The organism is Acinetobacter sp. (assembly GCF_041919735.1).
Classification (GTDB): Bacteria; Pseudomonadota; Gammaproteobacteria; order Pseudomonadales; family Moraxellaceae; genus Acinetobacter.
The window spans coordinates 25439-43777 of the sequence record NZ_JAYRTF010000018.1; the positions used below are offsets into that span (position 1 = coordinate 25439).

At 45.0% G+C, this 18339-nt stretch carries 19 protein-coding genes; 7 read left to right on the top strand and 12 right to left on the bottom strand.

Going from position 1 to position 18339, the window contains the following annotated elements:
* Positions 1 to 92 precede the first annotated feature (92 nt).
* Both ACE3T3_RS11265 and ACE3T3_RS11270 read right to left on the bottom strand, forming a co-directional pair.
* On the bottom strand, positions 93 to 1259 hold the full coding sequence (locus tag ACE3T3_RS11265) for an ATP phosphoribosyltransferase regulatory subunit (RefSeq protein ID WP_374666966.1): 1167 nt from the start codon (positions 1257 to 1259) through the stop codon (positions 93 to 95).
* 333 nt (positions 1260 to 1592) lie between these two features.
* A complete protein-coding gene (locus ACE3T3_RS11270) occupies positions 1593 to 2048 on the bottom strand; it encodes an Lrp/AsnC family transcriptional regulator (protein ID WP_374666968.1) in 456 nt (151 codons plus the stop codon).
* Positions 2049 to 2194: 146 nt separating this feature from the next.
* Here ACE3T3_RS11270 and ACE3T3_RS11275 point away from each other — a divergent pair, with 146 nt between their 5' ends.
* Together ACE3T3_RS11275 and ACE3T3_RS11280 are read left to right on the top strand one after the other, a co-directional pair.
* Positions 2195 to 2941 carry an AzlC family ABC transporter permease gene (locus tag ACE3T3_RS11275; protein ID WP_374666970.1) on the top strand — a complete coding sequence of 249 codons (747 nt, stop codon included), beginning with the start codon at positions 2195 to 2197 and terminating at the stop codon, positions 2939 to 2941.
* The gene (locus ACE3T3_RS11280; protein ID WP_374666972.1) at positions 2938 to 3237 is read left to right on the top strand and encodes an AzlD family protein; all 300 of its coding nucleotides are present in this window, start codon (positions 2938 to 2940) and stop codon (positions 3235 to 3237) included. Before ACE3T3_RS11275 ends, ACE3T3_RS11280 begins: the two co-directional genes overlap by 4 nt.
* Positions 3238 to 3422: 185 nt before the next feature.
* Here ACE3T3_RS11280 and ACE3T3_RS11285 read toward each other — a convergent pair whose 3' ends face one another.
* Positions 3423 to 3725, bottom strand: a complete 303-nt coding sequence (locus ACE3T3_RS11285; RefSeq protein WP_374666974.1) for a hypothetical protein — start codon at positions 3723 to 3725, stop codon at positions 3423 to 3425.
* A gap of 172 nt (positions 3726 to 3897) precedes the next feature.
* Positions 3898 to 4923: a type I glyceraldehyde-3-phosphate dehydrogenase gene (locus tag ACE3T3_RS11290; protein WP_374666976.1), complete on the bottom strand. Its 1026-nt coding sequence runs from the start codon at positions 4921 to 4923 to the stop codon at positions 3898 to 3900.
* Between the two features lie 760 nt (positions 4924 to 5683).
* On the opposite strand from ACE3T3_RS11290, the gene alaS reads away from it, so the two are divergent.
* The 3 genes from alaS (at position 5684) to csrA (ending at position 10496) form a co-directional block, all read left to right on the top strand.
* Positions 5684 to 8377 (top strand): alanine--tRNA ligase, encoded by a 2694-nt coding sequence (gene alaS, locus ACE3T3_RS11295; RefSeq protein ID WP_374666978.1) that lies wholly within the window; start codon positions 5684 to 5686, stop codon positions 8375 to 8377.
* A gap of 340 nt (positions 8378 to 8717) precedes the next feature.
* Positions 8718 to 9998: an aspartate kinase gene (locus ACE3T3_RS11300; protein WP_374666980.1), complete on the top strand. Its 1281-nt coding sequence runs from the start codon at positions 8718 to 8720 to the stop codon at positions 9996 to 9998.
* Between the two features lie 243 nt (positions 9999 to 10241).
* Positions 10242 to 10496, top strand: coding sequence for a carbon storage regulator CsrA (gene csrA, locus ACE3T3_RS11305; protein WP_004989721.1), 255 nt, complete (start codon positions 10242 to 10244; stop codon positions 10494 to 10496).
* A gap of 157 nt (positions 10497 to 10653) precedes the next feature.
* Here the strand turns inward: csrA and rnhB are convergent, their stop codons facing one another.
* Positions 10654 to 11232, bottom strand: coding sequence for a ribonuclease HII (gene rnhB / locus ACE3T3_RS11310; RefSeq protein WP_374667065.1), 579 nt, complete (start codon positions 11230 to 11232; stop codon positions 10654 to 10656).
* 108 nt (positions 11233 to 11340) lie between these two features.
* Complete coding sequence (locus ACE3T3_RS11315) at positions 11341 to 11733, bottom strand: hypothetical protein (protein WP_374666982.1); 393 nt, start codon at positions 11731 to 11733, stop codon at positions 11341 to 11343.
* A 215-nt stretch (positions 11734 to 11948) separates the two neighbouring features.
* Here ACE3T3_RS11315 and ACE3T3_RS11320 point away from each other — a divergent pair, with 215 nt between their 5' ends.
* A complete protein-coding gene (locus ACE3T3_RS11320; protein ID WP_374666984.1) occupies positions 11949 to 12503 on the top strand; it encodes a cytochrome b in 555 nt (184 codons plus the stop codon).
* 51 nt (positions 12504 to 12554) lie between these two features.
* Here ACE3T3_RS11320 and ACE3T3_RS11325 read toward each other — a convergent pair whose 3' ends face one another.
* From ACE3T3_RS11325 to yaaA, 5 genes are all read right to left on the bottom strand, one after another.
* The gene (locus ACE3T3_RS11325; protein WP_374666986.1) at positions 12555 to 12905 is read right to left on the bottom strand and encodes a hypothetical protein; all 351 of its coding nucleotides are present in this window, start codon (positions 12903 to 12905) and stop codon (positions 12555 to 12557) included.
* 106 nt (positions 12906 to 13011) lie between these two features.
* Positions 13012 to 14013, bottom strand: a complete 1002-nt coding sequence (locus ACE3T3_RS11330) for an adenosine deaminase (RefSeq protein ID WP_374666988.1) — start codon at positions 14011 to 14013, stop codon at positions 13012 to 13014.
* 67 nt (positions 14014 to 14080) lie between these two features.
* A complete protein-coding gene (locus tag ACE3T3_RS11335) occupies positions 14081 to 15403 on the bottom strand; it encodes an NCS2 family permease (RefSeq protein ID WP_374666990.1) in 1323 nt (440 codons plus the stop codon).
* 401 nt (positions 15404 to 15804) lie between these two features.
* Positions 15805 to 15996 (bottom strand): hypothetical protein, encoded by a 192-nt coding sequence (locus ACE3T3_RS11340; RefSeq protein WP_374666992.1) that lies wholly within the window; start codon positions 15994 to 15996, stop codon positions 15805 to 15807.
* A gap of 450 nt (positions 15997 to 16446) precedes the next feature.
* The gene (yaaA, locus tag ACE3T3_RS11345; RefSeq protein WP_374666994.1) at positions 16447 to 17226 is read right to left on the bottom strand and encodes a peroxide stress protein YaaA; all 780 of its coding nucleotides are present in this window, start codon (positions 17224 to 17226) and stop codon (positions 16447 to 16449) included.
* Positions 17227 to 17349: 123 nt separating this feature from the next.
* On the opposite strand from yaaA, the gene ACE3T3_RS11350 reads away from it, so the two are divergent.
* The gene (locus tag ACE3T3_RS11350) at positions 17350 to 17979 is read left to right on the top strand and encodes an alpha/beta hydrolase (protein ID WP_374666996.1); all 630 of its coding nucleotides are present in this window, start codon (positions 17350 to 17352) and stop codon (positions 17977 to 17979) included.
* Here ACE3T3_RS11350 and ACE3T3_RS11355 read toward each other — a convergent pair.
* Entirely contained in the window at positions 17959 to 18294 is a 336-nt protein-coding gene (locus ACE3T3_RS11355; protein ID WP_374666998.1) for a hypothetical protein, read from the bottom strand. The genes ACE3T3_RS11350 and ACE3T3_RS11355 overlap by 21 nt on opposite strands.
* Between the last annotated feature and the right edge of the window lie 45 nt (positions 18295 to 18339).

Genomic DNA, 18339 nt, shown 5'->3' on the forward strand with positions numbered 1-18339 from the left:
CTCATTACATCATGCTGTTAAAATTGAAAGTCAAGCTGAATGACATGAACATTCAGCTTTCCCATTAAACTGTTTCTGCTAAAACGCTTCGATTAAACTGCTTCGACTTTCCACTCAGCGCCAGTATTCACCAGCTGATGAGTTGCATTCGGAATTGAGCTTAAATCATCATCACCCAGCAATTGAACTACACTTAAACCTTGTGCGCGGACATGGGCAATTGCATCAAGCAATGCTTTATCTGCACCTTTAGGCGCAACAACTTTCTGAGTTTGCTGAAACTGGCCTGCGCAAAGCGCATATAAGTCGCAAGAGAAGCCTGTTGCTGGACGCGCACGTCCAAAGTGCTGGCCAATGCCGTCATAACGGCCGCCTTGAGCCAGCGGCGCTGCGCGGTTTGGCGCATATACGGCATACATCAGGCCGGTATGGTAATGGTATGAACGCAATTCAACCACATCAATACCGATCAGCAGGTCTGGCCAGCGCGCTTGAATTTCAGACTGAGTTTGCTTCACAGCATTAAATGCCTGCTTAAACTCAACATCTGCAAAAATTTCAGCGCTTAGGTTGGCTTGCAATGCATCTAAATCGCTTGAATATCGGCCCAGATTGTAAAAATCTGCGCCAAATTTTAATTCTTGAGTAAATTCGGCCAGTTCAGGCAATGCTTTACGCTGATACAGATCAGAAAGCTGGCGTTCTACAGCTTTAGACAAGCCTGCATGTTTCACTAGACTGCGGAACAGTCCAACATGGCCTAAATCTAAATGGATGCCCTCAGACAAACCTGCCGTTTGAATTAAGCTCAGCATCACATCGACCATTTCTACGTCGGCATCAATACTATCTGAACCAAATAACTCAGCGCCCAGCTGCAGCGGCGCGCGTGTTGTGTTAAAACCTTGAGGTTTAGTATGCAAAACCGTGCCAGCGTAGCAATAGCGCGCTACGCCTTCAACTGGATGTACATGCGCATCGATACGAGCCACTTGCGGTGTCATATCGGCACGCACGCCAAGCAAACGGCCAGAAAGCTGGTCGATCACCTTGAAAGTAGCTAAGTCTAAATCTTGATTCGATTCTGAAAGAGAAGAAAGAGATTCGATGTATTCGATAAATGGCGTGTACACCAGCTGATAACCTCGAGATGCGAGGAAATCTAATGCTTTACGGCGCAAAGCTTCAATTACTTGCGCCTGTTCTGGTAATACATCAGCTACACCATCAGGTAATAACCATGTCTCTGAAATGGGCATGTTGTAAACCTAAATACTTGTCAGCGCGGAAGTAATCCGCATAAAAAAATCGGGAGCACACCCGATTTCTCCTAGTCTAGCACGATCACCTGAGCTGTGCACCAGACTTTTTTCAGATTTGCATATTTTTAGAGTTTGAATTGATGCCGATGAAAAGCCAGAACAGTTAAATGCTTTTATTTTTAGCGATTTTCACTGAAATTGAGCGGAATTTCAGCATTCCAAATCTATTGCTTTCAACGGTTTCCAACCGACTGGTCAATTTTACAATACCTTAACCTCTGCGCAGAACCAAGACTGCAGCTAAGCGGTTTAACACCAGGCCGTGCAGCATCAGTCCAGCGGCAGCGCGGTGGTCTGTTTTATGGTTTGCAGCGGAATTTCTGTTTTCACATTTTGAATGCTGCTGATTTTGTTCAAGCGCTGAATTTGAAACTGCCGATAAGCATCCAGATCCGCCACCATAATGCGCAGGAAAAAATCACAATCCCCAGCCATCAGCTGGCATTCCACGACTTCATCCAGCATCTGAATCGCATCAACAAAGGTATTGACTGTTTGCTCATCCTGCCCTTTCAGCCATATGCGGGCAAAGACGGTCAGGCCTAAATTGACCTTATGCGGGTTCAGCAGCGCGACATATTTTTCGATAATGCCGTCATCTTCCAGCTGCTTGACGCGGCGTAAACACGGTGATGGAGACAGCCCAACCATTTGCGCCAATTCGACATTCTGCAGCTTTCCATTGCGCTGTATCGCGCGGAGTATCTTCTTATCCAGCTGATCCATTTATCTTGCAGCACCCTATTTCAATATTGATTCAATTTATAGAATTTAATGCCAAAAGTACAAGCATACTAAGCAAATAAAACGCCCCATGCCAAAATGATTGCTCTAGAATAGCTTCTTCACTGTTTTTAGGATTGGCCAGCCTCATGTTGAGCTTTCGGACTGCTGCTGCGGATATTCATGCCTCAGATAAATTTGCAGAATTCAAACGCGGCCTGAAAACCTCAATTCCCCTGCTGCTGGGCATTATTCCATTCGCCTTGGTGCTTGGCGCGCAAGCCACGCAAAAAGGATTCTCCGCCCTAGAAGTTCCGCTGCTGACAGGACTGAACTTTGCCGGCGGTTCGGAATTTGCCATTTTGGAAGTCTGGACCAATCCGCCGAATATCATCATGCTGGTCTTCATTACCTTTCTGGTCAACAGCCGGCATTTGCTGATGGGCGCCAGCCTTGCCCCTTATCTTCGCCACTTGCCCAATCGAACCGCATTCAGCGCGCTATTTTTCATGTGTGATGAAAGCTGGGCGCTCAGCTTGGCCGACGCCCAACGGAAGCAGCATCATGTTGGCATGCTGCGCGCATTCAGCATGCTGTACTACGCCGGACTATGCTTTGCGCTGTATGTCATGTGGGTTGGCTTTACTACTTTAGGCGCAGTCATTGGCCCTGTGCTAGGCGATGTGCAGCGTTTTGGTTTTGATATGGCCTTTCCCGCAGTATTTTTAGTCCTGCTGCGCAGCATGTGGAAAGGCATGCGCGCCGCGCGCCCGTGGCTGGTCAGCTTAGTGGCTGCGGCATTGGCTTATTTGTATCTTCCTTCTGGCTGGTATGTGCCGGTTGGCGCAATCAGCGGCATTGTTTCAGCAATGTTCCTGACTGGAGATGCAGCATGATTCATACGCCGACACTGATTGCCATTCTGTTCATTGCTGCGACCACGTACCTCACCCGCATCTTGGGCTATGTGCTGCTGAAAAATAAAACCCTGAGCAATAAACAGCGTCAGATTTTAGAAGTTGTCCCGGGCTGTGTGCTGATTTCTGTCATTGCGCCTTATTTTGTCAAAGATAATCCAGCCGATCTGATTGCCATTGTCATTACACTGCTGGCAGCCTCACGCTTTTCACTGCTGCCGACTGTTGCCATCAGCATGGCGTCAGCAGCCTGCCTCCGGTTGGTGCTTGCGTAATGACTAACCCTTAGGGCAATAAAAACCTAAAAACCGCTGTTATCCAAGCCCCTCGATATTGTATGCATAACCAAACCGGCGCCTGAAACGTATTTGACAATCCGCAAGCCAATAAAAAGCCCTTGCATTGAAAGGGCTTTTTGCATTGAATATTGAGAGAAATCCACGCGCTGGCTAAAGTCAGCTTAATCCGGCTTAGGGCTGACCACTTGGGCCAGCAGATTCACCAATTCAGCATTTTGCAGTTCAACCTGCTGCAACTTTTGCGAGGTATGATCCATTGCCTCCTGCTGCACATGCATTTTTTTCGCCAAATCCTGCATAATCTCCAAGGTTTTCTTCAAGTTTACTTCCAAATGCACAATTTTTTCTTCAAGATGCAGATTGGCCTGAACTTCCGCATTATCGTCCTGATTTTTGAACTGCAGCCAAATCAGGAAAATTACCGCCATCGACAGTAAAAAAATAAATCCCCACAATAAAATCATTTGCTTTGCTCTTTTAATCATTCATTTGCTTCATCTTACCTAATTTTTCTATATTTTTTTAGAAAAAACAGCTATTTCACCGCTTTTACGATCAACGCCGCCATTTCCGCGCTCAATAACAGCAAGAACCGGCTGCATGGCATAAAAAAAGCGCCCGAAGGCGCTTTAAAATTCAAGCAGCAAAGGATTCGCATAAATCCAGCAAGCGGTTGGCATAGCCCCATTCATTGTCATACCAGGCAAAGACTTTGGCCTGACGCCCCACCGTCATGGTTTGGCTTAAATCCACAATTAAAGAATAAGGCGAATGGTTAAAATCGCTCGAGACCAAAGGCTCATCGGTCACAGACATAATGGATGCATAATCATGCGCTGCAGATTTCACCAGCACCTCATTGACTTTATGCGTGGTAATCGGTGACTGCGCAATAAAAGTCAGGTCAATGGCCGCGACATTAATGGTCGGGACGCGGATTGAAAAACCGTCAATGCGGTTTTCCATTTTCGGCATCACCCGCTTTAATGCGCCCAATGCAGAAGATGTGGTTGGAATAATATTTTGTCCCGATGCTCTCGCCCGGCGCAGATCCCGATGCGCATGATCAAGCACGGATTGGTCTGCGGTCACGGCATGAATTTCCGTCATCATTGCTGATTCTATGCCGAAAGCATCATCAATAATTTTAACCAAAGGCACCAAAGCCTGCGTCGTGCAAGACACGCTGGAAATAATCTGATCCGCCGTTTTCACTTCATGATGGTTCACGCCATACACAATAGCGGCATCAACACTGTCAAATGGCGCCGCGCCAATAATGACGCGCTTGGCTCCTGCAGTGATATGCTGAGTGGCGGCTTCCCGCGAACGGAACAAGCCTGTGCACTCGAGCACCACATCAACATTCAGCTCCTGCCAAGGCAGCTGTGAAGGCTCAGCATTGCGCAAGACCTGAACACGCAGCATTGAGCCGCCAGCCTGTATCTTTAAAAACTGTTTGCCGTCTTCTGCATCAATTTCTGCCGTGCCGTGAAAACGGCCATGCGTTGAATCGTACTTAAACAGATGCAGTAAAGTTTCAATGTCCGCAACATCATTAATGGCAATAATTTCAAAATGAAATTGTTTCGGATTTTCAAACCACGCGCGCAGCACGTTGCGCCCGATTCGGCCAAATCCATTGATTGCCACTTGCTGCATGACTTATCCTTCATTTTGAAACAATTATAAAACGCCTCTATGTTAATGGATTTCAACACCAAAACGTTATCATTAATTCGTTTAATGCTTATTGGGCCGTATTTTTATGTGCAGCATAAAAATAGAATAACAATGAAAAAACAAAAAATATTCCAAGATTGGGGCTGCAAAAATTGCATACAGCTTTAAAACTCCAATGCGCAGCACACTTAATCATTGCTTTAACCGCCTATTCCAGCTTGAGTTCTGCCGGCTTGTATCAGCCTTGCTCGGTCACAGAGTTTGCAAAAATCCAAACAAAATTGGCAGGCGATTCATTTAGCAGGAAAAAATAACGGCCGGCTCCCTATCTTGCGCATTAAAGAACAAACCATGGATACCGATTACAGCCGAAAATCCTGCCATGCTGACATATCTAAACAGCAGAAATCGTATCAAACCCAATTCAATGGCACGGATGATCCAATACAGCAGATCATGAAAAATGACGTCGCATATTAGGGTCTGCTGACATTTCATCAATGGCGGGCGCTGCGGGCTAAAATTGAGCAAAAATTTGACAATTTTCAGAGAAATGCATGAATTCAGATGAATTGTATAAAAAGTCGTAGAGATAGCCGAAAATCATTGGTCGGTGCGGCTTTTTCCGTTATAATTTAGCGTTTTTAAATTTTAAGTCAGCCTATCAAGCCAGCTTTAATTTTCTGTAAGACTTGCTTGATAGGCTATTTACCCAATTGAAATTAGGAGAGACTTGGTTGTGAGTACTCGTTTTATGACATCAGCTGAAATTCGCGAAGCTTTCTTAAGCTACTTTGAATCGCAAGGGCATACACGTGTCGCGTCGAGTTCTCTGGTACCTGCCAACGACCCAACATTATTATTCACCAATGCCGGGATGAACCAATTCAAAGACTGTTTCCTTGGTCTTGAAAAACGTGACTATGTACGTGCAACATCATCACAAAAATGCGTACGTGCAGGCGGTAAACACAACGACTTAGATAACGTCGGCTATACAGCGCGTCACCATACTTTCTTTGAAATGCTGGGTAACTTTTCTTTTGGTGATTACTTCAAACGTGATGCGATTACATTTGCATGGGACTTCTTAACCAACGAAAAATGGTTAGGCCTTCCAAAAGATAAATTATACGCCACGGTTTACCATACCGATGACGAAGCATTTGATATCTGGAACAAAGAAATTGGCTTAGATGCGAGCCGCATTATCCGTATTGGCGATAACAAAGGCGAAAAATACGCATCAGACAACTTCTGGGCGATGGGCGATACCGGTCCTTGCGGTCCATGTTCTGAAATTTTCTTTGACCATGGCGACCACATCTGGGGCGGCTTACCGGGCACACCTGAAGAAGACGGCGACCGTTTCATCGAAATTTGGAACAACGTCTTCATGCAGTTCAACCGTACTGCGGACGGTGTACTTCACGCACTGCCTGCACCTTCTGTTGATACCGGTATGGGCCTTGAGCGTATTTCGGCTGTATTGCAGCACGTTAACTCAAACTACGAAATCGACCTATTCCAAAACTTGCTGAAAGCTGCTGCGGAAATTATTGGTCTAGATACCACTGAAATTGATGCTGCTGCAAAAGAAGCGGGCAAGCCTGTTGACTACCCTGCTTCACTTAAAGTGGTTGCAGACCACGCACGTTCATGCTGCTTCCTGATTGCAGATGGCGTAAACCCTTCAAACGAAGGTCGTGGCTATGTACTGCGCCGCATCATCCGTCGTGCCGTTCGTCACGGTAACAAGTTGGGCGCAACTGGTACATTCTTCTACAAAATGTTGAAGCCTTTAATTGAAGTGATGGGCGCTGCCTATCCTGAACTTGCAGCTCAACAAGCGCGTATCGAAGCACAGCTTCTTAAAGAAGAAGAACAATTTGCCAAAACACTTGAGCAAGGTTTGAAATTGCTTGAAGGTGAATTGGCAAATCTTAAAGGTTCTGTCATTCCGGGCGAAACTGTATTCAAACTGTATGACACTTACGGCTTCCCAACTGACCTAACAGCAGATATCGCACGTGAACGTGATTTAACGATTGACGAAGCGGGCTTTGAAGTTGAAATGGCCGCTCAGCGTCAACGTGCGCGTGATGCAGGTAAATTTGCTGTTGACTACAATTCCATTGTAAAAGTGGATGGCGAAACGCAATTTGACGGCTATGACGCAACTCAAGGTCAAGGTCAAATTGTTGCGATCTATAAAGATGGCGAACAAGTGGATGAAGTGGTTGAAGGCGATGAAGCGCTGATCGTATTGAACCAAACCCCTTTCTATGCAGAAAGCGGCGGTCAAGTAGGCGATACAGGCTTATTCAAAAACGATACCGGTATTTTTGAAGTTCAAGATACCAAAAAATCGGGTGGTGCTTTTGTACACCAAGGTATCGTCACCATGGGTAACCTGAAAGCATCTCAAGCTGTTGAAGCGATTGTAAAAGCAGATATCCGTGAAGCGACTTCACGCAACCACTCTGCAACTCACCTTCTACACGCTGCACTGCGTCAAGTTTTAGGTGCGCATGTACAGCAAAAAGGCTCACTGGTTGCTAGCGAACTTTTACGTTTCGACTTTGCCAACGACCAACCTGTAACCTTTGAACAACTTCAAGAAATTGAACGTATTGTCAATGCTGAAGTCATTGCCAACACTGCAGTTTCAACTGAACTGCTCGACATCGATAGCGCTAAAGAAAAAGGCGCAATGATGTTGTTTGGTGAGAAATACGGCGACGAAGTACGCGTACTGTCTATGGGTTCAATCATTGACGAGAAAAACTTCTCGATCGAGCTTTGCGGCGGTATTCACGTCAAACGTACAGGTGACATCGGCCTATTCAAAATCACTTCTGAAGGCGGTGTGGCTGCGGGTGTACGCCGTATTGAAGCGATTACAGGTACGAAAGCGATTGAAGCTGCACAAAAAACAGATCGTGATATTCATGCAATCAACGATTTGCTGAAAGCGCAAAAAGATCAAACTTTAGAAAAAGTTGAGTCTTTAGCATCAACAGCATCCAGCCTGCAAAAGCAAATTGAACAATTGAACCAAAAACTGGCAAGCTTCCAAGCCGCTGAGTTATTGAGTCAAGTTCAAGAGATTGCCGGCCGCAAAACATTGATTACTACCGTTCAAGGCGTGGATGCAAAATCACTCCGCAACTTGCACGACGGCGTGAAGTCAAAACTGGATAATGCGGTTATCGTGATTGCTGCTGTAGACGCAGACAAAGTGAGCCTGATTGCTTCTGTTGCCAAAGAGTTCACTGCTGCAGTGAAAGCGGGCGACATCATCAAACACCTCGGTCAAGAACTGGGCGGTAAAGGCGGCGGCAAGCCAGATATGGCTCAAGGCGGCGCACCTTACAGTGACAAGCTTGCACCGGTTATGGCTGACCTCGTTGCATGGTTGGTTGCAAAATAAGACCAAAAGTCCTATAGCTGAAGATCGAGGCCTTCAGCAAATCAGCCTGATTGAGCAGTGTGTTTTTTAATGCTGGATCCTGCTTAATCTGCGCTGATGCGCTCAAGCGCAAACTCAATCATCATACGGCAACCTCAGTTAAAACTTGGGCCGATGATGAAGATGGAGTCTAAAGGACTAAGTTCATCTGAACTCCCTGCAGACACAAAGTCTCTATTTGAATTGCACACCGTGCTGTTCAGGAGCTACGTGGTATATTAAAACCGCACAATAAAAAGCGGTCTTAAAATATGTGTAAGTGCTTTAAGCCTCCGGGCTTATTTACTTGGTAAGGATAGTTATGGCATTAATCGTTCAAAAATATGGCGGTACCTCAATGGGTACTCCTGAGCGCATTCTCAATGTAGCTCGTCGTGTAAAGCGCTGGCATGATCACGGACATAAAGTCGTGGTTGTTGTATCAGCTATGAGTGGCGAAACCAACCGCCTGCTTGCTTTAGCGAAAGCCATTACGGACACCCCTGACCCGCGTGAATTAGACCAGATGGTCTCTACAGGGGAGCAGGTAACGATTTCGATGTTGGCAATGGCGCTGAATTCCATTGGCGTTGCAGCTAAATCACTGACAGGCCGCCAAGTTGGCATTAAAACTGACAGCTCATTCACCAAAGCACGTATTGAATCAATTGATACCGAAGTGATGACTGGCCACCTAGACGCAGGCCGCGTCATTGTAGTTGCAGGTTTCCAAGGCTTTGACGCTGAAGGCAACACCACAACTTTAGGCCGCGGCGGTTCAGATACATCTGGCGTGGCGCTGGCTGCCGCATTAAAAGCAGATGAATGCCAAATTTACACCGATGTTGACGGCGTTTACACGACCGACCCGCGTGTCGCTCCAAAAGCGAAAAAAGTAGACCGCATTTCATTTGAAGAAATGCTGGAAATGGCATCACTTGGCTCTAAAGTCCTGCAAATCCGTTCTGTTGAATTTGCCGGCAAATACCAAGTGCCTTTACGCGTATTATCAAGTTTTGATAATGACGATGATGGCGCATTCGACGAAAACTTCAAACAAAACGTCGGAACACTGATCACCACTGAAGCGGAAGACAACATGGAACAACCAATTATCTCAGGTATCGCGTTTAACCGTGACGAAGCAAAATTAACCATTTTAGGTGTTCCTGACGAGCCAGGCATCGCGTCTAAAATCCTATCTCCGATTGGCGCTGCCAACATCGAAGTGGATATGATTATTCAAAACGTTGAAGAAGACGGCACAACAGACTTCACGTTTACGGTAAACCGCAGTGAATTGGCAAAAGCAAAAGCAATTCTTGAAGCTACTGCAAAAGCCATTGGCGCGCGTGAAGTTGCAACCCGTGACGATATCGTCAAAGTATCAATCGTGGGTGTAGGCATGCGTTCTCACGCAGGCGTAGCAAGCAAAATGTTTACTGCTCTGGCGGATGAAGGCATCAACATCCTGATGATTTCAACTTCAGAAATCAAAATCTCAGTAATCATTGATGAAAATTACTTAGAATTAGCCGTGCGCACACTGCATACAGTATTTGGCTTAGACCGTGAACACGGTGAGTCAAGCGTACGTGCGTAAATAATATGTTTTGAATTGTCATTGTTAGACAGTTTTTGAAAAACATTGCAAATAAAGCCGGGCCACTATAGTTTTTCATATAGTGGCTCTGTTATATTAAACCTGAGGATTTTTAGAAAGTTTATTAGAAATAAGCCTGTAACAGAATGGTTACATCTCTCTTGTAAATTTTCTTTGCTTTTTCAGGTTGTGTTTTTACATTCTAGATCAATTGCAGGTTTAGCGTTTTGCAAGGAGATAAACATGCTGATTCTGACTCGACGTGTCGGAGAAACATTGATGATTGGGGACCAAGTCAGCGTGACTGTGCTTGGGGTTAAAGGTAATCAAGTGCGTATTGGCGTAAATGCTCCAAAAGAAGTATCCGTTCATCGTGAAGAAATTTACCAACGTATTCAACATGAACGCGCTATGCATGAACATCTTCAGCATCTCGATCAAGATTATCAACCTTCTTTTGAAGATGATAACTTTTCACAGAACAACTTCAATCGTTAATATTGAAGTTGAATGTGAAAAATAAAGCGGCTATTCAGCCGCTTTAAATTTGCCTGCGCTTTTATTGATCAGCGCAAACACGCTCTTCACATCTCGGAACCGGGCGCTGTCTTGGCATCTATTTCCCAAGCTCTTCTTCTAAGCCCTTCTTCACCGCTTAAGCTTGTTCTGCCTGTTCCAGCACTTTGCGCACCGGCCCAAAACTGCGGCGGTGCTCCGCAATCACCCCATGCTGCGCAATCGCTTCAAAATGCGCTTTGGTTGGATAGCCCTTATGCTTAGCAAAACCATATTGCGGGTATTTTGCATCCAGCTCCACCATTTCATGGTCCCGGGTGACTTTGGCCAAAATACTGGCTGCAGATATTTCAGCGTGAATCGCATCACCGCCCACTACCGCATCACAGCTCATGCTTAAGCCCTGAGGCACTTTATTGCCATCAACCAGCAAATGATCCGGCTGAATAGAAAGCTTCTCTACAGCGCGGCGCATGGCCAATAAGGACGCCTGCAGAATATTAATTTCATCAATTTCTTGTGCAGAACATTCTGCAATAGCCCACGCCAAGGCTTTTTCCTGAATTTCAACAAACAGCTTTTCACGTTTTTTTTCACTGAGTTTTTTAGAATCATTCAATCCTTCAATCGGATTATCAGGATCCAGGATCACCGCAGCTGCCACCACTGAACCCACCAAAGGGCCGCGCCCAGCTTCATCCGCACCCGCAATTTTCATCATATGCACCTTTTTTCAAAAAAATAGGCCGAACACATCAGCCTATTTTACATTTTCCCGCCCATCAGCGGCCTCAGCCGCCGCATGCAGCAAGCCAATCCGCCCTGCTTAGTTTACAGCTTCCTGTACGCACGAATTAATGGTTTTTGCCACCACATTGCCGACAATCGCCGCACGCGCATTCGGATCAAGCGCTGCAGTCGCCAAATCAACCGTAGTCACATTTTGCGGCGCTTTTTCACTGACACAGCCGCAAATTTCAGATTGAATGTTTTGCTTTTGAGTTGATGTCATGACTTTCGTTGCAGTATTCCAAGCTGGAAGCGTATCCAATTCAGCGATGCATTTTGCATTGATCGCAATTTTAATTGCCGCCATGCCTAACTGCTGCGAAGCGGTTTGAGTGCCTGCAGCGGTATTTGCACCAGTCGATGTGCCTGTAGCGGTACAAGCAGAAAGAACCATTGCGAGCGGCGCCATAACAGCAAGTAATTTTTTCACTGTTTTTCCTTATGTCTGTTATAAAATTCAGTAGCGCTATTTTGCCTAAACTGCACATTTTAAGAAATAGTCAAAATACAAATACACCGCAGGTTGCATACTAATAACACATATTCAAGCGTTGCAGATTTTCAACACAGTGTTGCAGCAATTCTCTTTTGTTGAATACGGGCGATAAAATAACATTGGTCAACCTAAAAACAGCTTGATGCAAAATGAAAAATACAACTGGATATTACACCCGCACTGCGCAATGCCTGCATTGGCTGATGGCGCTGATCTTTATTGCCGCATGGCTGATTGGCTTTTACAGCGGCAATTTTTTAGATTACGCAACGGACGGCAGTTTTAAAGGCCAAGTGATTACCTTGCATAAGAATATTGCCACCACCATTATCTTCTTCGTGGTTATTCGGATTTTCTGGCGTTACACCCACCCTGCACCTGAGCTGCCGGACAGCATGTCGCCCTTGATGAAGAAACTGGCGCATCTTGGCCATTTGGCGCTGTATTTGGTTTTGCTCGCCCTGCCGATCACCGGCTGCCTATTCAGCTGGAGCGCTGGCCACCCTGCGCCCGTCTTGTATTTATTTGACCTTCCCCGCTTAGTACAGGAAAACTCGGATCTGCTTGCAATTGTTAAACCGCTGCATATCTATATTTCCTGGGCCGCCGGCTTGCTGCTTGCGGGGCATATACTGGCTGCCTTGAAGCACCATTTCATTGATAAAGACCATGTTCTGCTCAGCATGACCCGTCAAGGCGAATAATCCGCCCAAACACTTCTCAATCCACATCCGTAAAAGCGTCGTCAGGCGCTTTTACATTTTTTGCTGCATGATGCAGCTTTTCGCCGTATTCAGCATGGCTTTTTTAATCAGCTGATTTTTTACCTCCGCACTGACTGCAGCATGCGCCAGCGCCGCAGCAGGCACATCATTTAAAGCATTGCTGCTGACACAGCCGCAGACGTCTTTGCCAAATTGGCTTTTATTGCGCTCAGTCATAAAGTATGTCGATGCTTTCCATACATTCGATGCTTTCAGCTCCGCAGCGCATTGCAGTTCGATATAAGGTTTCAGCATTTTCTGCACAGCCGATGGCTCCGCAGCAGCATCACTCAAACAGATCAGCGAAGCGCAAAACACCGCAATTTTCAGCACAGTTTTCATTTGAATCTCTCAGCCATTTTGTTGATTGCACTGCCGCACACAGCGCCAAATTCAATCTATAAAAAACAAAAAAGGCAGCTTATGCTGCCTTTTTAGACCATAAAGCTCAGTGCAAATTTTCAATCTGCAGCTTCCATTTCTGCTTTTCTTCAGCAGAAATAAATGAAGCCTCAAATGAATTGACCGCCAGCTGTTTCAACTCTGCGTTGCTTAAATCCAGCGCCTGGGCAATGGCAATAAAATTGTCATTCATATAGCCGCCAAAATAGGATGGATCGTCTGAATTAACTGTCACATGCACGCCCTGCTGCAGCAGGCGGCGAATGTTATGCTCCGCCATATCCTGAACGACACACAGCTTCAAATTGCTGAGCGGGCATACAGTTAACGGCATTTTCTCCGCGATCAGGCGCTGCATCAGCTGCGCGTCTTCCTCGGAACGCACGCCATGGTCAATGCGGTTGACTTTCAGCAAATCCAGCGCTTGCCATACATATTCTGCAGGACCTTCTTCACCGGCATGCGCCACAATCAAGAAACCCAATTCACGCGCTTGAGCAAAGACCCGTTCAAATTTTGACGGCGGGTGGCCCAATTCACTTGAATCCAAGCCTACAGCAATGATCTGATCTTTGAAAGGAAGCGCCTGTTCCAAAGTTTCAAAAGCCACTTCTTCACTCAAATGGCGCAGGAAGCACATGATCAAGTGCGATGTAATGCCCAATTTAGCCTTTGCATCATCACACGCACGCTGCAAACCATTGATCACGGTTGCAAAAGCCACGCCACGATCGGTATGGGTTTGCGGATCAAAAAACATTTCAGTATGCACAACATTGTCTTCGGCGCATTTTTCAAAATAAGCCCAAGCCAAATCATAAAAATCCTGCTCATGCACGAGCACGTTGGCGCCTGCATAATAGATATCAAGAAATGACTGCAAATTATGGAAGTTATAAGCTTGTTTTACTTCTTCTACAGATTGATAAGGGATTGCAATTTGATTGCGCTGCGCAATTTCAAACATCAATTCAGGTTCAAATGTTCCTTCAATATGCACATGCAATTCCGCTTTCGGCAATGCGCGAATCAGCTCAAGTTGATCCATCTCTTATCCTCATAAAAAATAAAAAAGGGTGCAAACGGAGTTTACACCCTTAAATGCGTTTGGAGAATTAACCGCCAAACATTGCAAATTTCAACGCCCAAAGCGCAGCAATAATCCAGACCATATACGGTACAGATTTGGCCTTGCCTGTCAGCAGCTTAATCAGCGCATAGCTGATGAAGCCCATTGCAATACCGTCTGCAATTGAATAAGTGAACGGCATGAAGACAATGGTCAGAAATGCCGGCACAGCTTCAGTAATATCATCCCATTCAATATGGACAATGCCCTGAATCATCAAAACACCGACAAACAGCAGCGCTGGCGCAGTCGCAAAACCAGGCACAGATTGCGCAAGCGGCGCCAAGAATAGGCACAGAACAAACAGCACGGCAACCACCACCGCTGTTAAGCCTGTACGGCCGCCTGCCGCCACACCCGCAGAAGATTCAATATATGGCGTCGTTGAAGATGTACCCAAGGCAGCGCCTGCAACAATTGCGGTTGAATCGGCAAATAAAGCTTTCTTCAAACGCGGCAATTTGCCGTCTTTCAGCAAGCCGGCACGATGCGAAACACCCACCAGCGTTCCTGTTGAGTCAAACAAATCCACTAGGAAGAATACGAAAATCACGCCAATTAAGCTTGCAGTAAACAGGCCCTGAAAATCCATTTGCATGAAGGTTGGCGCAATTGAAGGAATGTGGCCGACCACGCCTTTGAATTCGTTGTAGCCCAGCACTGTTGAAATGGCTGTCACCGCCAAAATACTGATGATGATTGCGCCGCGCACTTTAAATTGGTGCATGATCACGATCAGCAAAAAGCCCAGCAAAGCCAAAATCACTGACGGCTGGCTTAAATCGCCCAGACCCACCAATGTCGCGTCATTTTTAACAATGATGCCAGAGTTCTTCAGCGCAACCAGCGCAAGGAATAAGCCGATGCCGCCGCCAATTGCCAGCTTGAGCGACATTGGAATCGCATTGACAATGGCTTCACGGATTTTGAACATGCTGATGGCAATAAATACCAAGCCGGACACAAATACTGCAGCCAGTGCTGTTTGCCAAGGCACGCCCATGCCCAAACAAACAGAATAGGTAAAGTAAGCATTCAAGCCCATGCCCGGTGCAAGCGCGATAGGATAGTTTGCAATCAGCCCCATCACTAAACAGCCAATGGCCGCCGCCAGGCAAGTTGCTACAAAGACAGCCCCATGATCCATGCCTGTTTCGGACAAAATCATTGGATTGACAATAATGATGTAACACATGGTAAGGAATGTCGTTACACCAGCTAATACTTCTGTTCTAAAGCTGGTTTTGTTTTCACTCAGCTTGAACAGGCGTTCCAGTATATTTTCTGAAGATGGATTAGGAGTCGTCATGACCTAGCCCCTATTAAGTAAACTTTATGCCCTAAGCACTCCACAAAATTAATCACAAACACTCATCATTAATTTTGTCGATGTTCTAGCAATCGGTATGCCAGCATTTTCACGCTGCAGGAAAATTGTTTCATCCGCTCATTCAATATATGCGCATTGAATGCTTAAACAGCGTCAACAAAAAAGCTGCATATATTGTTTATGCAGCTTTTTTTACCTGTATTAAATCAGATGCCTATGCAGCAAATAACTGACTTAATTTCATATTTGACAAATTATAACACATTGATTTTTATTGTTTCTAAATTTTATGGTGCGGGTAAATTCATTAAAGTTAAGATATTGGTTTTATTTAAAAGAAATTCATTTTTAATCAAAAAAATTTGCCGCATGCATTCCATTCAAAGCGGATCAGATGCATTCGCAGCAGACATAGGCGGTTCCTCCGCCTGTTCCAGCTTTCTCTTGGGCTGAACTGACTCATTCAGCAGCTGGTCAACCGCCGCCTGCTTTTTCATTTCTGTGTCTTTATGCACGATGAAACCAAGCGCGCTCACACATAAAATAAAGATTGAGATAAGTAAGGTTTTCATAACTGCAATTTATTTTTCAATAAACTTTTAATTATGATAACAAACTTTCTACAAAAATAATCTTAACAATACAATTCATTCTTTCTAATTTTTGATTTTTATATTCAATATTAAGCTAAAACAGCTAAAATACTGACATATACCAAAACTTACTATAAGTTTGTAAATTACTATCAAATAGCAAAAAATGATAAATACATCAATAAATTGATTTATATCCGGATGCAATTAAAAACCCAATATGATTATTTTTTAACCAAATCTTTATTGATCATTTTTAAGGATCTTTAATAAAAACGCTGAGCCATGACCTGACAGCGGCAAGAAAAAGAATAGAAAAGAAAAAAGCTCCAGCATTCAAGCGGAATCCATCAGCCGAAAATCCTTCCGCAAAAAACTATGCCGTGAATCAAAATTCACAGCATTTCAATAACAGCAATGAACAGACAGCTAAGCAGCCTGTTCATCTCGCTTAAAGACCAGCTCTCCTTTCAAAGAGCTCTCCGCATCAAAATAGTAGCCATCGGTGCAAAACGATTTCAGATCATCTGCGCGCTCAATTTTATTTTCAATAATATAGCGCGCCATCAAGCCTCGGGCTTTTTTAGCATAGAAGCTGATCACTTTATACTTGCCGTTTTTCTGATCTAAAAAGACCGGCTTAATAATTTCAGCCTGAATTTTGCTTTCTTTGACGGACTTATAGTATTCATCCGAAGCAATATTCACCAAAAGCGCTGAACCTGCATCTTCCAAATCCTGATTCACCATTTGAGTGATGCGGTCGCTCCAAAACTCGTATAGGTTATGGCCGCGCGGATTCTGCAGTTTAGTGCCCATTTCCAAACGGTAAGGCATCATTAAATCTAAAGGGCGCAACAAACCATACAGGCCTGAAAGCATGCGCAGATGCTTTTGCGCATAGTTAATTTCCGTTTCTTTCAAGCTATAAGCATCCAAGCCGGTATAAACATCGCCTTTAAATGCAAACAGCGCCTGCCGCGCATTGGAAAAATTAAAATCCGGCTGCCAGTCACGAAAACGCTCTGCATTCAAATGGGCAATTTTTTCACTCACACTCATTAAATTGGCGATATCTGAAGCGGACAGTTTACGACTTACGTCGATAAGCTCTTGTGAGTGATCCAGCAGTCTTGGTAGGGTGTGATGATCCGTTGGCAATACAGTTTCGTAATCTAAGGTTTTTGCAGGGGAAATTAAAGCGAGCATAAATAACTTGATTAAAATTTAAGTAAACAAACTATAACAGTAGACTTATTTTATTTCCAATCTGTGTTTTTACTGAGCATTATCGGTAGAATACTGCGTTCTCCTGCAATTTAATCTCTTTTTATGTCCGAACAAATGTTCATTCAGGGCCAAGCCGGCCAAATTGAAGTTTTTGTAGATTATCCTCAGGGTGAAGTGAAAGGATTCGCGGTAGTGACCCACCCCCATCCACTGCAAGGCGGCACACCTCAGCATAAAGTTCCGGTTCTGCTTGCACAAATGTTCTTAGAGCGCGGCTGCATTGTCTATCGTCCAAGTTTCCGCGGTTCTGGACAAAGCACCGGCGCCCATGATGAAGGCCATGGCGAAACGGATGATGTGCTGGATGTGATTCAGCATGTCCGCGCATCTCATGTGAAACTACCTTTTTATGCAGGCGGCTTCAGTTTTGGCGCGCATGTCATGGCCAAGTGCCATCATTTGCGGCAAGAAGAAATCCGTCCAAAGCAAACCATTTTATGCGGCTTGCCGACCGCAACGGTGGCTGGCGTCCGCCACTATGTAACTCCGGCCATTCAAGGCGATATCCTGTTCATTCATGGCGAAGCGGATGAAGTCACTTTGGTTTCTGATCTGATTCAATGGGCCAAGCCGCAGCGCCATCTGCTGACCATTTTGCCGGGCGCAAACCATTTCTTTACCGGCTATCTAAAACAGCTACGGACAGCCATCTCACGCTATCTTGCCGCTTAAGCGATCCCGCATCAGTATTTTTACCATCTCATTTAAAAATAAAAGAACCGGCAGCTCAAATGCTTGAAGCTGCTGATTCGAAAAAAGCTCAGAATGATCTGGGCTTTTGGGTTTTTGCATCCATTTTAAGAACCGATGCCCCATGCCGCAATTATAAGATTTAGATCTTATAACATTCCAATTCAGCGCTATTTTTTGCTTTATCAGCACCGCATACTCAAGCTCTAAATTTGCGCAATCCAAACAGCGCTGAATGAAAAATACGGCCTCCGCCAGCCCCAAAAAATAGTAATAAATTCCTGTTAAATTAAGCAAATTTGCAATTCATAAGATTATTTTTAAACCATATAATCTTTTGTT

Excerpts from the sequence above, each read along its gene's own strand:
- ACE3T3_RS11340 (WP_374666992.1), bottom strand. The coding sequence starts at position 15,996 with ATGAAAACCTTACTTATCTCAATCTTTATTTTATGTGTGAGCGCGCTT.
- ACE3T3_RS11285 (WP_374666974.1), bottom strand. The coding sequence starts at position 3,725 with ATGATTTTATTGTGGGGATTTATTTTTTTACTGTCGATGGCGGTAATT.
- ACE3T3_RS11290 (WP_374666976.1), bottom strand. The coding sequence starts at position 4,923 with ATGCAGCAAGTGGCAATCAATGGATTTGGCCGAATCGGGCGCAACGTG.
- ACE3T3_RS11265 (WP_374666966.1), bottom strand. The coding sequence starts at position 1,259 with ATGCCCATTTCAGAGACATGGTTATTACCTGATGGTGTAGCTGATGTA.
- ACE3T3_RS11320 (WP_374666984.1), top strand. The coding sequence starts at position 11,949 with ATGAAAAATACAACTGGATATTACACCCGCACTGCGCAATGCCTGCAT.
- ACE3T3_RS11335 (WP_374666990.1), bottom strand. The coding sequence starts at position 15,403 with ATGACGACTCCTAATCCATCTTCAGAAAATATACTGGAACGCCTGTTC.
- csrA (WP_004989721.1), top strand. The coding sequence starts at position 10,242 with ATGCTGATTCTGACTCGACGTGTCGGAGAAACATTGATGATTGGGGAC.
- ACE3T3_RS11325 (WP_374666986.1), bottom strand. The coding sequence starts at position 12,905 with ATGAAAACTGTGCTGAAAATTGCGGTGTTTTGCGCTTCGCTGATCTGT.
- ACE3T3_RS11300 (WP_374666980.1), top strand. The coding sequence starts at position 8,718 with ATGGCATTAATCGTTCAAAAATATGGCGGTACCTCAATGGGTACTCCT.
- rnhB (WP_374667065.1), bottom strand. The coding sequence starts at position 11,232 with ATGAAAATTGCGGGTGCGGATGAAGCTGGGCGCGGCCCTTTGGTGGGT.
- ACE3T3_RS11275 (WP_374666970.1), top strand. The coding sequence starts at position 2,195 with ATGTTGAGCTTTCGGACTGCTGCTGCGGATATTCATGCCTCAGATAAA.
- ACE3T3_RS11350 (WP_374666996.1), top strand. The coding sequence starts at position 17,350 with ATGTCCGAACAAATGTTCATTCAGGGCCAAGCCGGCCAAATTGAAGTT.
- yaaA (WP_374666994.1), bottom strand. The coding sequence starts at position 17,226 with ATGCTCGCTTTAATTTCCCCTGCAAAAACCTTAGATTACGAAACTGTA.
- ACE3T3_RS11270 (WP_374666968.1), bottom strand. The coding sequence starts at position 2,048 with ATGGATCAGCTGGATAAGAAGATACTCCGCGCGATACAGCGCAATGGA.
- ACE3T3_RS11330 (WP_374666988.1), bottom strand. The coding sequence starts at position 14,013 with ATGGATCAACTTGAGCTGATTCGCGCATTGCCGAAAGCGGAATTGCAT.
- ACE3T3_RS11280 (WP_374666972.1), top strand. The coding sequence starts at position 2,938 with ATGATTCATACGCCGACACTGATTGCCATTCTGTTCATTGCTGCGACC.